14 protein-coding genes are annotated in these 16,656 nt (G+C 41.5%); 10 read left to right on the top strand and 4 right to left on the bottom strand.

Annotation, left to right across the window (positions count from 1 at the left end; all coding sequences use genetic code 11):
* Positions 1–2 precede the first annotated feature (2 nt).
* From ACFQ0V_RS00515 to ACFQ0V_RS00525, 3 genes are all read right to left on the bottom strand, one after another.
* On the bottom strand, positions 3–1,205 hold the full coding sequence (locus tag ACFQ0V_RS00515; RefSeq protein ID WP_381008653.1) for an ABC transporter permease: 1,203 nt from the start codon (positions 1,203–1,205) through the stop codon (positions 3–5).
* A gap of 69 nt (positions 1,206–1,274) precedes the next feature.
* Entirely contained in the window at positions 1,275–2,936 is a 1,662-nt protein-coding gene (locus ACFQ0V_RS00520) for a hypothetical protein (RefSeq protein ID WP_381008655.1), read from the bottom strand.
* A 144-nt stretch (positions 2,937–3,080) separates the two neighbouring features.
* Positions 3,081–3,941 (bottom strand): DegV family protein, encoded by an 861-nt coding sequence (locus tag ACFQ0V_RS00525; RefSeq protein WP_381008657.1) that lies wholly within the window; start codon positions 3,939–3,941, stop codon positions 3,081–3,083.
* Between the two features lie 193 nt (positions 3,942–4,134).
* Here ACFQ0V_RS00525 and ACFQ0V_RS00530 point away from each other — a divergent pair, with 193 nt between their 5' ends.
* Complete coding sequence (locus tag ACFQ0V_RS00530) at positions 4,135–4,704, top strand: nitroreductase family protein (protein ID WP_381008659.1); 570 nt, start codon at positions 4,135–4,137, stop codon at positions 4,702–4,704.
* A gap of 44 nt (positions 4,705–4,748) precedes the next feature.
* Here ACFQ0V_RS00530 and ACFQ0V_RS00535 read toward each other — a convergent pair whose 3' ends face one another.
* Positions 4,749–6,128: a dipeptidase gene (locus ACFQ0V_RS00535; protein ID WP_381008661.1), complete on the bottom strand. Its 1,380-nt coding sequence runs from the start codon at positions 6,126–6,128 to the stop codon at positions 4,749–4,751.
* 137 nt (positions 6,129–6,265) lie between these two features.
* Here ACFQ0V_RS00535 and ACFQ0V_RS00540 point away from each other — a divergent pair, with 137 nt between their 5' ends.
* The 9 genes from ACFQ0V_RS00540 (at position 6,266) to ACFQ0V_RS00580 (ending at position 16,561) form a co-directional block, all read left to right on the top strand.
* Positions 6,266–7,513: a hemolysin family protein gene (locus ACFQ0V_RS00540; protein WP_381008663.1), complete on the top strand. Its 1,248-nt coding sequence runs from the start codon at positions 6,266–6,268 to the stop codon at positions 7,511–7,513.
* Between the two features lie 151 nt (positions 7,514–7,664).
* The gene (locus ACFQ0V_RS00545) at positions 7,665–8,210 is read left to right on the top strand and encodes an RNA polymerase sigma factor (protein ID WP_381008665.1); all 546 of its coding nucleotides are present in this window, start codon (positions 7,665–7,667) and stop codon (positions 8,208–8,210) included.
* Between the two features lie 373 nt (positions 8,211–8,583).
* Positions 8,584–10,173 (top strand): L-lactate permease, encoded by a 1,590-nt coding sequence (locus ACFQ0V_RS00550; RefSeq protein WP_381008667.1) that lies wholly within the window; start codon positions 8,584–8,586, stop codon positions 10,171–10,173.
* 56 nt (positions 10,174–10,229) lie between these two features.
* Entirely contained in the window at positions 10,230–10,943 is a 714-nt protein-coding gene (locus ACFQ0V_RS00555) for a FadR/GntR family transcriptional regulator (protein ID WP_381008669.1), read from the top strand.
* Between the two features lie 13 nt (positions 10,944–10,956).
* Positions 10,957–11,694, top strand: a complete 738-nt coding sequence (locus ACFQ0V_RS00560; protein WP_381008670.1) for a (Fe-S)-binding protein — start codon at positions 10,957–10,959, stop codon at positions 11,692–11,694.
* Positions 11,691–13,106 (top strand): LutB/LldF family L-lactate oxidation iron-sulfur protein, encoded by a 1,416-nt coding sequence (locus tag ACFQ0V_RS00565; RefSeq protein ID WP_381008672.1) that lies wholly within the window; start codon positions 11,691–11,693, stop codon positions 13,104–13,106. Before ACFQ0V_RS00560 ends, ACFQ0V_RS00565 begins: the two co-directional genes overlap by 4 nt.
* Before the next feature lies 1 nt (position 13,107).
* Positions 13,108–13,809, top strand: a complete 702-nt coding sequence (locus ACFQ0V_RS00570) for a LutC/YkgG family protein (protein ID WP_381008674.1) — start codon at positions 13,108–13,110, stop codon at positions 13,807–13,809.
* Positions 13,810–13,826: 17 nt separating this feature from the next.
* The gene (locus ACFQ0V_RS00575; protein WP_381008676.1) at positions 13,827–15,221 is read left to right on the top strand and encodes an FAD-linked oxidase C-terminal domain-containing protein; all 1,395 of its coding nucleotides are present in this window, start codon (positions 13,827–13,829) and stop codon (positions 15,219–15,221) included.
* 11 nt (positions 15,222–15,232) lie between these two features.
* A complete protein-coding gene (locus ACFQ0V_RS00580) occupies positions 15,233–16,561 on the top strand; it encodes a (Fe-S)-binding protein (RefSeq protein ID WP_381008678.1) in 1,329 nt (442 codons plus the stop codon).
* The last annotated feature ends 95 nt before the right edge of the window (positions 16,562–16,656 follow it).

Raw genomic sequence — 16,656 nt, forward strand, 5'->3', positions numbered from 1 at the left:
TATTACTTCACCTCTTTCTGTTGACGCCAAACGATGAGCCAAATGAAGGCAAGTATGACGAATGTTGTAACACTAACCGACCATTGCATCGAAAAATTCCCCATTAAAAAGAGCTGACGCATCCCTTCAGTCAATTCATTTAAAAAAGAGAATGAAACGACGGATTGGAGTTGCGCAGGTAAATAGAGCGGTGGAATTATTAATCCGCTCACCCCTAACAATAAAACGATGCCGATCACTTGGGCGGAAGCTGCTAAAAATCGAAAACGTTCCATAATAGAGAAGAAGAAAAAGCTCATGCTGATCGTAAATAACATGGCGAATGCGAGAGAAAGAACGTCCGACGTAACAAAAACAATCGAGCTTAAAAGTAACAAAATGATAATGCCGAGAAAACTCGTCATGAAAACGAAGAGCGTAATAACGATTCCTTTTGCGCTTTCTATTGAAAGTGGTGAGACGTTCAATAGTTGAAGGCGCATCGTAATCGAAGGCGGCAACGTGCTGTGGAAAAAGCGGTAGAGAAGCCAAGTCCAAATGACGAGTAATCCGAACAAAAATTGAATCGCGAAGTAGTGGACAGGAGAATCAGTCAACGGATTTACGATCTTCTCTTCTTCGAGCATCGCATCTTTTCCGAGCGTGAATAAACTATAACTCATAAATTGCTCAAATAATAACTCATCCCGTTGTGCTGTGGACCATCCGGCTTCCTTTGCGTATTGGTCGATGAGTAAAATATTCGCTTGAGACGTATTAATATGTTGCGAAACGGTTTGTGCCAAACTGTAGAGCAGTTCTGTTTCTCGTTGTTTTTTAGCATTTCCGATAACATGGAGTTCAATCGCTTTTCCGTCATAAAGTGCGCGTGTAAATCCAGTAGGAAACTGCAAAGCACCGCCAATTGTATTGTGATGCATTGCGTCTTCGCTTTCTTCTTTCGACATGTTTTCGAAGCGGAGCGGTCCCTCAATTAACTGACCGTCCGTTAAAGCGGCAAGCAGTTGTTTCGTTTCACTCGACTGATTTTCGTCGACGATAGCAAAACGGATCGGCTCACCTTCATCAAAGGAAAGCAACGGAATGATCGTCCATAGTGCGAGCATTATGAGTACGAAAGGAAATGATAAAAAAGCGAGAACTGTCAGCTTTTGTCGTTGTATTAGTTGCATAAAATGCTTCATAAAATAAAATAAATGTTGCATATGAACACCTCGCTTTCCAATTAAAAAAACGGAACAGGTTTTCACCTATTCCGTTTCATCATTCCCGAATTATTCGTTTCCGAACATTTCTTGCATTTCTAATTTCCACTCTGCGAATTCTTCATCTGTCATTTCGATGCCATCTTCCGCAAGTTCTGCACGCATCTCTTCAAAATCTGCGTCTGTAAATTCCATCATCGGCTCTTCATCCCAAGCGCCTTCCATATCGCCATCTAACATAGTTGTCATCATAAGCCCTTGTAAAATTTGACCGACTTCTTCAAATTCTGTTTCGAGATATGTCGTAATTTCGTCTTGAGACATGTCGTTTAAGTTACGAATATTGTCTGTCGGGTTTTCAGAAACAGCTTTCATACGTTTCGTATCCGATTCTACGATGAGCGCGACGTCTTCTACTTTAATATCTTCGTAGTTAATGCCGACACGTTGTGAGCTCTTCATAGCGTCTTTACTATATTCGTTTTTACCAGACCAAACGAGTTCGCCTGCAATCGCCATATCCGATTGAACGCTGAACGTATATTTGTAATCACGCACGTCTTTTTCAAGTGTTTCATCCGCTGTGTACGTTAATGTACCGAGATCTTCCACTGCGAAGTCGATGCGGTCTGCTGTAACTTTGCCGTCGAATTTCGTTTCACCTTGAATTGTGAAAGCGTTCGGTTGTTCAACTGAGCCGAATGCGTATTGGAATGTGTGACCGTCTTTTTTGCGCAAATGATCACCTTTCACTTGTACAGCTGTTTCTTCGTCATCAGACATCGTCAATTCACGTTTCACGATGAAGTCATCCGCAATCCAAATCGTTGAAACGAGGTGTGGTTTTTCAGTCGATTGTTTCACTTCTTCAATCGCTTCGTTAATGTCGTTATTGAAATCATTCATCATTTCTTCTGTTGATGTCATTTCGAACATCGCGTTTTGTGTTATCGATTCTTTCACCATTTTTTGAATCGTTTTGTCATCGCGTACGAGTTCAAGAATAGCGATCGTTGCTTTCTTTAATTGTTCTGGACCGAGATCCATCGTAATTTTTTCAGCGTTTACTTCTTCAGATAAAACATTCACTTTTTCTTTCGTTGACGTGAACGCTTCGTCGTCTAAGTTTTTATACAATGTTTTTAACATCGCATCTTGTACATGTTTCATATCTTTATCCGCAGGCAATGCGTTTTGATCGAAAAATTCAGTAAAGTCGATGCTCATTTCTTCTGTCCATTCCGGATCGTTTTCTTTCATTAATTCGTTCACTTTTTTATCGTTGATCGTTAAAACTTCAGATAAAAATGGCAATTGGACGAAAAGGTCATGTTGTGCGAGGCGAAGATAAATGTTGTCGAGTGGCATTCCGGCAACTTCACCTTTTACGCGAACATCTGCTACCTTATTTTTCATATCAGACTGTGACGTCATTTCGATATGAGAATCTTTAATGAGATCCGTCGGCACGTCGGCAAGTAATGCTGACTGGCTATTCATATCGACTGTCATTTTTGATTTTGCTTCGACAGCATGTTCCATCGTCATGTCGTAATAATCGAGTTCTGGTTTGTAACGATGTTTGAAATCGTCAACCATTGTTTGGACGGATTTAAATTCCGCTTTGAAATAATCTTGTTTCGTTGAGCCGCCTAAAAATGCGAAAGCGAGCGCTCCACCGCCTACTACAACGGCAATAATAAGTGCGATTAAACCTGTTTTTTTATTCATTCTTTCACTCCTTTATTTATAAAAACGCTTTTAATAATATAACGTTTTCTCACTTAACATGTACGGAAATATTTCAGTAAAGTTTCAAAAAAATAATTTCAGTATGAAATACCTAAAAAAGACGAGTGTACACTCGTCTTTACACTACATTTTACCGTCATCTTCAAACCATAAAATCGCCAATGTCTCCTCGCCGGCGTGCACTGCGATGGATGAGCTAATTTCTCCGATGCGAATATCAAGATTCGGAATCTGTTTATGAATTGCTTCTTTTAAAGCGATTGCGCGTTCTTCGACATTGCCGTGCATAATGTACAAACAAGAAGTCATTTGGTCTGCTTTTTCTGTTACGCGATCGATTAAATATTGAACGCCACGTTTTTCAGAGCGTACTTTATCGTAAGGAATTAATAAACCTTCGTCGTTCATATGGACGACCGGTTTCATTTTTAATAAGCTACCGAGGAAATATTGGACGCCACTCATGCGCCCCCCTTTATACAATTGATCTAATTTTCCAATCAAAATGTAGTTTTGTAATTTAGCTGCTAAGTTTTGAATGACTTGCATCGTTTGTTCAATCGATTTTGTTTCTTCATACGTCTCGATTCCACGTTCTAGCATGTATGTCATACCGTATGACATCGAAAGAGAATCAACCGTGTGCACGGTGAAATTAGCAAGTTCGGCACCTGCATTCGAAGAGGCGAATGTGCCACTTAATTTGCTTGAAATATGAACCGCGATGGCACAATCATAACCTTCTTCTTTTAAAGAACGATACAATTTTTCGAAATAGCCAGCGGAAGGTTGGGAAGTTGTTGGAATTGATTTTGTCGTATTAATTTTATGATAGAGTTCATCGGTCGTTAAACTTTCACCATCTACATAGCTATCTGTTCCGAAATGAATCGTCAGTGGAGCGACAAAGACGTCAGGGCGCGCCGCGAGTTCAGGTGTTAAATAGCCGAGGCTATCGATAATCCATGCGATTTTTTGAGTCATGTTTGTTCATCCTACCCTTTGTTTTATAATGATTTTCACTATACAGTGAAAAATATTGAAAATCGACACAATATGACAAAAATCATATGGAGAATTATGAACATTCGGTTACAGAAGCGAAAGCAAATTTTTCTAATTTTCCTACAACTTGAGGTATAATGATGGGGACTATACATAATAAAGGAGAATGGTTATGACAAAACAATCATTATCTGTACGTGACGTGATTATTCAACGTCGTTCAATTAAAGCGTTTAACGGGAAAAAAGTAGCGGAAGAAGACTTACTTGCGATTTTAGAAGATGCAACGTGGGCGCCGAACCACGGGATGCGCAATCCTTGGCGTTTCGTTGTGGCAGGGGGCGAGCGTTACGAGAATGTTTTACCTGTCATTCGTGAAGTAGCGATTCCGAACTGGAAGCAACTAGATGAAGAAACGTTAGAAAAGCAGATGCGTAAGTTTACGACAGTCGGTGGCGTCGTATTCGTCATCGTTCCAGAAGATGTGCGCCAAAAAGAGCGTCTCGAAGATTACGGGGCAGCAAGTGCACTTATCCAAAACGCACAGTTGCTTGCATGGGATCAAGGAATTGGGTCGTGCTGGAAGACACCACCGTTTTTAGACAATCCAACATTCCGTGAGAGATTAGGAGTTCAACCAGGGGAGCGCATTATGAGCATGCTTCAATTCGGTTATTATGATGTGGAACCGAAAGTGAAAGAGCGCAAACCATTCGACGAGCTTGTCACATTATTTGAATAAATATAAAAAAGATGTCGCCGTATGAAAAGCGACATCTTTTTATCTTAAAGTGATTGTTCAATTTCAAAATAATAATCAGCAAGAACGCGCAGTCCTCGATCGAAGTTTTCGAGATGGAAGTGCTCGTTCGGTGCGTGGAAGTTTTCCGTATCTAATCCGAAGCCCATTAAGACGACAGGAACTTGAAGAATTTCGTCAAATGCTGCAACGATCGGAATAGAACCGCCACCGCGAATGAATGATGTCGGTGTTTCGTACACTTTTTCATATGAGCGACTCGCCGCTTGAATAGCAGGGTGGTCGAACGGTGCGATGAACGGTTTTCCTTTATCGAATTCTGTCACTTCTACCGTAACACCAGGTAAAGTATGTTTCGCGATATGCGCTTTCAGTTTATCGACGATTTCATCTGGATCTTGGTCGGGTACGAGTCGACAAGAAATTTTAGCGCTCGCTTCGTTCGGCAATACCGTTTTAATCCCTTCACCCGAAAATCCGCCGTGCATTCCGTTCACTTCGAGTGTCGGACGTGCCCACGTTTGTTCGTAATACGTGAACCCTTTTTCGCCGAATAGTGTATCGACTTGTAATTCGTCTTTCACTCGTTGCTCGTCGAACGGAATCGCTGCGAATGCCGCACGCTCGTCTTTTGATAATTCGCGGACATTGTCGTAAAATCCTTCAACTTGAATCGTGCCTTCCGCATCACGGAAGCTGCCGAGAATATGAGCGAGTGCGTGAAGTGCGTTTTGGACAGCGCCTCCGTAAAGTCCTGAATGGAGATCACCTTTTGCGCCTTTCACATCGATTTGTACGCCAGCGAGTCCACGCAACCCATATAATACTGCAGGCTTACCTGGGCCGACCATTCCTGTATCTGAAATGACAATAATATCTGAAGCTAATTTTTCTTTATTTTCCTCAATATATTTCTCTAAATTCGGGCTACCGACTTCTTCTTCCCCTTCAATCATAAATTTCACGTTGACTGGAAGTTTGCCGAATGACTTCATTAAAGCTTCAACTGCTTTAATATGCATGAACACTTGTCCTTTATCGTCGCTCGCTCCACGTGCGTACAATTTATTGTCGCGCACCGTCGCTTCGAAAGGAGGTGTTTCCCAGAGCTCTAATGGATCGACAGGTTGTACGTCATAATGTCCGTACACTAAAATTGTCGGTTTACCTTCCGCATGTAACCAGTCGCCATATACGACAGGATGTCCGTCCGTCGCATCGATCGAGACATTTTCGAGCCCTGCTTCTTGGAAAGATTGCACGAGCCAATTCGCAGCTGTCGTCATATCTTCTTTATGCTCAGATAGAGCGCTAATGCTCGGAATGCGTAAAAAGTCTGTCAATTCTTGTAAGTGACGTTCGCGATGTTCGCGAAAATACGCATCGAATGTTGAATATTGTGTCATCGAAATTCCTCTTTTCTTTCATAAAATCAATTCCCTTTCAGTATAGCAGAAACATATTTTCAATACCGAAATGATACGTTTGAAATGTGAGATATGATATAATTGGAACACTTTAAAAATTACTGGAGGAGACGCTTTTGTTTATTGCGTTAGCATTCTTTTTATTCATGTCATTCTTTTTATCGGGGAGCGAAACAGCGCTCACGGCGGTGAATCGAATGAAAGTTCGTTTCCGTGCGAATGATGGCGATGTCGCTGCGCAAAAACTCGATGCGCTCTTACAACAACCGGATCGAATGATTACCGCCATTTTAATCGGAAACAATATCGCCAACATTATGTTGCCGACACTCGTGACGATGATCGCAATCGAGAAATCATGGCAAGTCGGACTTGCGACAGGAACGTTGACGATTATTTTAATCATTTTTGGAGAAGTGTTGCCGAAAACAATTGCCGCAACGTTTGCGGATAAAATCGCATACGTCGTCGCACCTGTCATTCGTTTGCTCGTTTTCGTTTTAACGCCTTTAACGTTTTTACTGTCGAAGTTTACGAATTTATTCATTCGTATCATTAGTAAAGGGCAAGTGACGGAAGCGACATTGACGAAAGATGATTTGCGTTCGATGGTTGATCTCGCACAAGTGGAAGGGGCTTTTGAGAAGGAAGAGACAGAACGAATTAAAGGAATTCTCGATTTCCCTGAGAAAGACGTGCTCGATGTTATGGAGACGCACCGTACCGATGTCGTCGCTTTAACGGTCGATACGACATATGAAGAAGCAAGAGATACAGTGCTCGAGTATTTTTACACACGTTATCCTGTCTACGAAGAAAGCATCGATAAAGTCGTCGGTATTTTTTACTCAAAAAAATTAATCGAATGGTCGATACATCCGGATCGACCGATGAAACAATATATCGATATGGAACCATTATTTGTCGTTCAGACGATGAGTGTTGAAACAGTATTTCGATTGATGCTCGCGCATAAAAAACATATGGCGATCATTTTAGATGAATACGGAGGAACGCTCGGAATTGTGACGCAAGAAGATATTATCGAAGAGATGATTGGTCAAGAAATTGAAGATGAGACCGATTTAGCGGAAGAACAAGTGATATACTTCCACGATGAACATACGTTAATTTGTAGCGGACGTTTAGATTTGGAAGATGCGATGGAATTGTTAGAGATGGAGTTACCAGACGAAAATGAAACGATCGGTGGATTTTTCATGCAGGAGTTTGGTCGAATTCCAGAAGTAGGCGAAACGTTAAACTATCATCACCATACGTTTACGATCGATGAGATGGAACGTAGTCGCATTATGAAAATGACGATTCGCAAAGAAGAAGTAGAAGAAATAACGAAAGAATAATAATAGGTGATTTCTCCAACTGTAAATGCGGAGAAGTCATCTATTTTTTGCCTTACAAAATTGTAATGTAAATGAAAGGAACTCCGATAGTACGTTTTTTGCTTTTTTTGCATAATAAGAGTACAAAGCGAATTAGATGGAGGCGGTAGCAATGACTACAGTACAAAATTTATATGAAGAGTATGGTAAATATACATATCATTTATGTTTAAAATTAACACGTAATAAAGAAGAAGCGGAAGATTTAATGCAAGACGTTTGGGTGAAAATTGTCCGTTATGAAGGAAAAATTGAAACAGTCGATAAAATGAAGGCGTGGATTACGACGATCTGTATGAATACATTCCGCGATCGTTATCGTAAAAATGTGCGTCGCAACAAATACGTCATGAACCAACCCGATTCATTAGACGTTCCGATTCTCGACCTCGTGCCGAGCGATACGTTAACGCCAGGTGAAACAATTGAAAAAGAAGATATGCAACAAATCATTCAACAAAAAATTGGAGAATTAGACGGCATTTACCGTAAAACAATCGAATTATTTTATGTCTCGCAATATTCATTAATTGAAATTGCAGAAGAGATGAAAGTATCGATTGGTACGGTAAAATCACGTTTGTTCCGTGCTAAAAAATATTTACGTGAGCTCATGCAAAAAGATGAGTCGTTAACAGAATATGTCGTTCAAATATAAGAACGTTTACTGTAAGTAAAAGTTGCATGCTCACAATTCGCTCAATCACTTTAAGGTTTTCTCCTTAAAGTGATTTTTTAGTTTAAAAATGTATAAAAAATTGTCTGAAACAGTGTTTAAATGTAAAAAATGCGATAATATTTCACAAATCACTAGTTGCTATTTACTATTAAATATGATAATTTGACAATATACTTTTAAAAATAGTGAAAGCGCTATCAGTTCACACATCAGATGACCATAACTGTTATAATAAATAAAGTATGATCGCTGATAGATGCATCTCTACTATTTTTTTGAGTATGGTCATCAGATGACCATAACACAAGAAGACCTTATGAATTATGAAATGGAAAATGAGGAGGTAGTGAACATGTTACTCGTCGCATTGTCAGCAATTATCGCGCCGTTGTTTTTCCTAGTTATTATGCGTATGTCCGCATTGAAAGGGATGGCGCTCAGTTCGATCATCGTCATTTTGCTCGGACTGACAGTTTGGGGCATGGATGGCAAAATTGTCATGGCGTCTACATTACAAGGGGCGCATAAAGCATTAACGATTTTATTAATTTTATTTGGAGCGATCGCATTATTGAATACGCTCACACATACGGGAGCAGTCGACCGTATTAACCAAGGTTTCCAAAGCATTTCTGGAGACATGCGTGTTCAAGTTATTATCGTTGGATTTTTGTTCGGTTCATTAATTGAAGGGGCAGCAGGGTTCGGAACACCAGCAGCGGTTGTAGGTCCGCTCATGTTCGCACTTGGATTTAATCCGATGGCAGCCGCAGTACTCGCACTCATTGCTAACAGTACACCGGTTCCATTCGGAGCGGTCGGAACACCTGTACTCGTCGGATTAAGTAACTTAGAGAGTGTTGCGACGGATCCAAACTTCTTCCAAGAAGTTGCGATTAAAGCAACGACAATCGATTTAATGGCAGGAACATTCACACCATTTATTTTAATTATGGTGTTGACGTTCTTCTTCGGAAAAAATAAAGGATTAAAAGACGCATTCAAAATGTTCCCTTGGGCATTCGTAGTCGGATTAAGTTACACAGCATCAGCATTTTTATATGCGAACTTATTCGGACCAGAATTCGTTTCAATCCTCGCATCATTGACAGCTCTCGTCGTTGCGACACTTACAGCGAAAGCAGGCTTCTTATTACCGAAAGAAGAGTGGAAAGATGCTATGCGTGACGATTTCGAAGTGAAGACGACGAAATCAGAAATGGGCTTAATTCGCGCATGGTCACCATACCTTGTCGTTGTTGGATTATTGTTATTAACACGTGTCGTACCATCGATTAAATCATTCGCACAAGGGGCAATTGATTTAACGTGGCGCAACATTTTAGGTGTTGAAGGCATCACATCAGGTTGGGAATTTTTATACTCACCTGGAACAATTTTAATTATCGCAGCATTTTTAGCTGTATTTATTCAAGGGAAATCGGTCAATAACTTCACAAAAGCGGGTAAAGAGGCATTAGTATCAATCAAAAATGCTGGATTCTCATTACTCTTTACGTTAGCGCTCGTTCAAGTGTTTACGAACTCGGGAATGAATACGAATGATTTACTTAGCATGCCGCAATATATTGCAGAAGCATTAGCAGGAAGTTTAGGGTCTGTATGGATTTTCGTCGCACCGTTTTTAGGACAGCTCGGCGCATTCATTACAGGAAGCGCGACTGTTTCGACATTGACATTCTCACCAATTCAAGAAAGTATTGCGATGCAAGTCGGTACGGATGTCAATACGGTACTCGCTGGTCAATTGTTAGGGGCAGCAGCCGGAAATATGATTTGTGTGCATAACGTCGTATCTGCATCAACAGTTGTAGGGTTAACAGGTAAAGAAGGAGACATTATCCGTAAAACAATTTTACCTTCCATTGCATACTGTTTACTCGCAGGACTCGGAGGCTTTATTGTTTTGTCGTTCATGTAGTAATATAGCTATATTAAACAGATTGTCTTTCTTTGACAGTTTGAGGAGGCTATAACATGACAAAATTTACACCACCGAAAAAAATATACGAAGAAATAGCAGATTTAATAAAAAGTCAAATTGAGGCAGGTCATTGGCAACCAGGAGATCGTCTCGATTCAGTAGAGCAGCTCGCAAAAAATTATAATGTGAGTCGATCCGCAGTGCGTGAAGCGATGAGTGCACTGCGCGCTCTCGGTTATGTTGACATACGCCAAGGAGAGGGTACATTCGTGGCACAATTTGATTCATTGAATTTTTCAGCACAAGTAGCGAACAGTTTATTGATGAATGAAAAGCAAATTCGCGATATGTACGAAGTGCGTAAAGTTTTGGAAGTTGGAGCAGCAAAATTAGCAGCGGCGCATCGGACAGAGGAAGATTTAAAAGAATTAGAAGACGCTTTACAAAAAATGTATGAAGCGGATATACAAGGTCAAACAGGAGAAGAGGCGGATATGGCATTTCATCTAGCGATTGCGAAGGCAACACAGAATGAAGTGCTCATTCACTTTATGCAGTCGGTTTCTGAAATTATGCGTGATGTTTTACGGGATACGCGCAACGTTCTCTTGTATAAAGAAGATAAAGCAGCTTCTTTATATAAGGAACACCGACGCATTTATGATGCGATTCGCGAGCGACGTCCTGATTTGGCACATGATGAAATGTTTTTCCACTTAACAAACGTGGAAAACTCACTACAACACTATATGGAGTTTAAAAAGTAAGGACGTGTTCAAAATGAAAGTATCTTTATTTATTACGTGTATGGCAGACATTTTTGCATGGCAAGTAGGTAAAGCGACAGTTGAATTGTTAGAAAAATACGGATGTGAAGTCGATTTCCCAGAAGGTCAAACGTGCTGCGGACAGCCATCTTACAATAGCGGCTATAAAAAAGAAACGATCAAATCGATGAAACATATGATTGATGTTTTTGAAGATGCAGAGTATATCGTCGGCCCATCGGGTTCATGTGTTTACATGTTACGTGAATACGAACATATTTTAAAAGATGATCCGGAATATAGCGAAAAAGCGAAAAGATTCTCACGTAAAGCGTATGAAATTACACAATTTTTATATGAAGTGTTAAAAGTGCGTGAAATTCCTTCAACATTTAAAGGCAAAGTGACATACCATCCATCATGCCATATGACGAGATTGCTCGGCGTGAAAGAAGCACCGTTACGTTTACTTGAAAGTATCGAAGGTGTAGATGTCGTTCCGTTACCACAGGCGGAAGATTGCTGTGGATTCGGTGGAACATTCGCGGTGAAAAATGCGGTCATTTCAGGACGTATGGTAGACGAAAAAGCGCATCATGTCGAAGAAACAGAAGCAGAATATTTAGTCGGTGGCGACATGGCTTGTTTAATGAACATTCAAGGTCGTTTAACACGTGAAGGCAAAAATGTAGAAGTATTACACATCGTAGAAATTTTGAACCAATTTTCAAATGAGGAAGTGAAAAAATGAGCATTCGAATTAGTAACGATCCGTATGACAAACGAATTGACAAAGGTGTAGCGAACGATTTTATGCGTGAGTCAATCGCTTCAGCGCAAGGGCGTTTTCGTTCAGGAAAGCTTGCGGCTTCTGAAGAGTTAGGTGATTGGGAAGATTGGCGCTCATTAGGTGAAGAAATTCGAACGCATACGTTAAATCATTTGGATTATTATTTAAACCAATTGACAGAACAAGTTGAAGCGCGTGGCGGTAAAGTATTTTTCGCAAAAGATGCTGCAGAAGCGAACGAATATATTAAAAAGGTAGCGCAATCGAAAAATGCTAAAAAAGTCGTAAAATCAAAGTCGATGGTCACAGAAGAAATCGGCTTAAATAAAGCGCTCGCTGAAGTAGGAGCGGACGTTGTCGAAACAGACTTAGGAGAATGGATTTTACAATTAGATGGAGATTTGCCATCACATATTGTCACACCAGCCCTTCATTTGAATAAAGAACAAATTAAAGATACTTTCGTAAAATATCGTGGCTACGATAGCACGAGCACGCCTGAAGATTTAGCATTGTTTGCACGTAAACAATTACGTGAAGAATTTTTAGCAGCTGATATCGGGATTACAGGATGTAACTTTGCGATCGCGGAGTCGGGCACAGTAACACTCGTCACGAACGAAGGAAACGCACGACTTTCTACAACATTGCCGAAAACACAAATTTCGGTCATGGGGATGGAACGAATCGTCCCAACGTGGGAAGAGATGGAAGTACTCGTCAGCTTATTGACACGTTCGGCAGTCGGACAAAAATTAACGAGTTACATTACGGCGATTACAGGGGTACGTCAAGAAGGCGAAACAGACGGACCAGAAGAGTACCACCTCGTCATCGTAGACAATGGACGTTCGAAAATTTTAGGAACAGAATTCCAATCTGCTTTGCACTGTATTCGATGTGCAGCATGTATTAACGCATGTCCCGTATATCGTCAAATCGGTGGACACGCTTACGGATCTATTTACCCAGGTCCGATCGGTGCTGTTTTAACACCGTTGTTAGACGGTTATGAAAACCATAAAGAATTACCGTATGCTTCAACACTTTGTGCGGCATGTACAGATGCATGTCCAGTTAAAATCCCACTCCATGAACATCTCGTGCGTCACCGTGAAAACATCGTTGAGCTCGGCATGGCACCGAAAATGGAAAAAGTAGCGATGAAAGGATTCGTTCAATGGGCATCTCACCCTGCTGCGTACAAATTGAGTTCAAAACTCGCACGCACAGCGATGAAACCGTGGACGAAAGATGAAAAAATTACAGATGGACCGAGCATTTTGAAAGAATGGACGAAAGAGCGTGACTTCCCAGCACCACCGAAAGAAACGTTCCGTCATTGGTTCAAAAACCGCAAGGAGGAGAAATAAGATGGCGACAAAAGAAGATTTTTTAAACAATATTGCGAATGAATTAGGAAGAGCTCGCATTACAGCACCTGTCGAAAAGCCTGTATGGCGTCATCAACCTCAACATGCGGTATTGCAAGGACTGTCACAAGACCAATTAGTCGAAGCGCTACAAGCACAATGCGCAGTCGGTCATACGTCAGTAGATGTTGTGACACTTGCGCAACTTGAAGAGACGATCGACCGTATTTTAAAGCAGTTACAAGCTGACTCTGTCATCGCAGCGGATGACCGTCGTAATGACGAATATGGAATGACAGCTTATTACGAACAATTGAAAAATCAAATGGACGTGCACATTTGGAAAGAGGCTGCAGGGGAAGAAAACCTTCGCTTCGCAGAGCGAGCGCGTGTCGGGATTACGTTCAGTGATGTGACACTTGCGGAATCTGGCACAGTCGTTTTATTTATGAACGAACAAATGGGACGAGGCATTAGTCTTTTACCCCATGCGCATATCGCAATCGTACCGAAAAGTACAATTGTCCCGAGAATGACACAAGCTGCGCAAACGGTTCGTGGTAAATTAAAAGAAGAAGGAAAAGTTCCATCATGTGTCAGCTTTATTTCAGGGCCGAGTAAAAGTGCCGATATTGAAATGAATTTAGTCGTCGGCGTGCACGGACCTGTCGAAGTGTTTTACATCGTTGTCGATGACAAATAATCGAGAGGTGAAAGAAATTGATTTCTAGCAAAATTCGAAAGCAGTTCGTCGCAATTGTTGGGGAAGAAAACGTTTTTGATAGCGAGTCTTCACTTTTGAACTATTCATACGATGCGACACCAGGATTTCAAGCACGTCCACACTGTGTGCTTGCACCACGCAACGTTTTTGAAGTGAGTGAAATCGTAAAGATTTGTAATGCAAACCGCATTCCGATCGTTCCGCGCGGTTCAGGTACGAACTTGAGTGCTTCTACAACACCATCTAAAGGTGGTATCGTGCTACTCTTTAAAAACATGAACGAAATTATTGAAATTGATGAAGCGAACTTAACGATGACAGTACAGCCAGGTGTCATCACACAACGCATCATTGAAGCTGCAGAAGCGAAAGGGTTATTTTACCCACCGGATCCAGGTTCAGTAAACATTTCTCAAATCGGTGGAAACATCAGTACGAACGCAGGTGGCTTGCACGGTTTGAAATACGGTGTAACACGTGACTATGTCATTGGCTTGCAAGTTGTCCTTCCGAATGGTGAAATTATCGAAACGGGTGGTAAATTAGCGAAAGACGTCGCGGGATACGACTTAACACGTCTTTTCGTCGGGGCAGAAGGAACACTCGGTGTCATTACAGGCGCTGTGCTTAAACTCATTCCGAAGCCAGAAGCGACGAAAACGATGCTCGTGTTATTCGAAGATTTAGAAACGTCAGCGAAAGCGGTATCGGCTATTATTGAAAATCGCATCATCCCAGCAACTTTAGAATTCCTCGATCAAGCGACAGTTCGCGTCGTGGAGGACTTCGCACAAATCGGCTTACCGACAGATGCGGGAGCAGTACTATTAATTGAACAAGACGGTCCGAAAGAAATCGTCGAACGCGATACAGAACGCATGGCTGAAATTTGTATGGAAACAGGCGCGATGGACGTTCAAGTTGCGCAAACGCCAGAAGAAGCGTACGAATTAACGAGTGCGCGTCGTACAGCGTTATCGGCACTTTCTCGTATGAAGCCGACGACGATTTTAGAAGATGCGACGGTTCCGCGTTCGAAAATTGCAGAGATGGTTGCCATCATTAATGACATCGCGAAAAAGTACGAATTAACGGTTTGTACATTCGGTCACGCAGGAGATGGAAACTTACACCCGACTTGCTTGACAGATGCTCGTGATAAAGAAGAGATGGAACGTGTCGATGCAGCATTTAAAGAAATTTTCGAAGAAGCGGTGCGTCTCGGTGGAACGATCACAGGAGAACACGGCGTCGGTGAAATGAAACTTCCTTATTTATCATTGAAAGCTGGGGAAGCAGGCGTTGAAGCGATGCGTAACATTAAATTTGCGCTCGATCCGAATGCGATTATGAACCCAGGTAAAATGTTCACAGCAAAACAACAACGATAGGCGGTGCTCAAATGCAAACACGTGAACGCAAAAAAATTCAACAAAACTTTGTCGCGAAGATGGATTATGATGAACTAATGAACTGTACACGTTGCGGCTTTTGTTTACCGAGCTGTCCAACATATAAAGAGACGAATCAAAATGAGAAACATTCACCACGTGGTCGTATTGCGATCATGAAAGGTGTCGTTGATGGTTTAATCGAGCCGGACGATGAAGTGAAACGCTCCATCGACCTTTGTCTCGGTTGCCGTGCTTGTGAAACGGCTTGTCCTTCAGGTGTAAACTTCGGGCAGTTGTTAGAACAAGCGCGCCATGCAATTTATGAAGTGAACAATCAGTCAGCAACAGAAAAGGTTGCACGTAAACAAGTGTTGAATCGCTTCTTCATGGACCAAAAAGAAATGGTTTCTGCCGTTAACTTACTCGGCATTTACCAACGTACAGGAATCGGCAAATTCGCCCATTCATTCGGCTTAATGAGCATGCTTCCAGATACGATGGCAACGATGGAAAAAGTATTGCCGAAAGCGCCGACGAAACGTCAAATGCAAAATCGTCCACGCTACTATGAACCGATCGGCAAAAAGACGAAAAAAGTAGCATTTTTCGGCGGTTGCTTAATGGATACATTATTTTTAAAAACGAACGAATCGACAACGAAATTACTTCAATATGCAGGTTGTGAAATCGTCGTTCCAGAAGGGCAAGGCTGTTGTGGAGCGCTCCATGGTCACAGTGGAGAAGTCGAACAATCGAAAGTGTTAGCGAAGCGCAATATCGAAGCATTCGAAAAAGCAGGAGTCGATTACATCATTACGAACGCAGGTGGATGTGGTGCATTTTTAGTCGATTACGGACACTTATTACGTGATGAACCAGAATGGAAAGCGCGTGCGGAAGCATTCTCAGCGAAAATTCAAGACATTACGTCGATTTTAGTAGACCTCGACTTCCATAAACAAAAATTATCATTGCCACGTCAAATCGTCACATATCAAGATTCATGTCACTTACGCAACGGTCAAAAGGTAAGCGAACAACCACGTCAATTATTGCGCGCAATCGAAGGCGTCGAATTTGTCGAAATGGTTGGCGCTGACAGTTGCTGTGGCTCTGCGGGAATTTACAACTTAGTGGAATCTGACATGTCGATGCAAATTTTAGATAAAAAGATGACGCACGTAAAAGCGACAGATGCGAAAACGATCGTCACGACAAATCCAGGATGCTTATTACAAATGAAGCTCGGAATTGAACGTGAAGGATTATCTGACAAAATGGACGGTGTACATATCGTCGATTTATTAGTCGAAGCATATGAACGTGCAAATCGTTAAAACAAAAATAGACAAAGTCCCAACAATGTGTGGGCTTTGTCTATTTTTTATTGGGATGGGCGTAAAACCCCTATGCCTTTAGGCTAGGGGATGTA

It is taken from the genome of Savagea faecisuis, assembly GCF_042675605.1.
GTDB classification, from domain to species: Bacteria; Bacillota; Bacilli; order Bacillales_A; family Planococcaceae; genus Savagea; species Savagea faecisuis.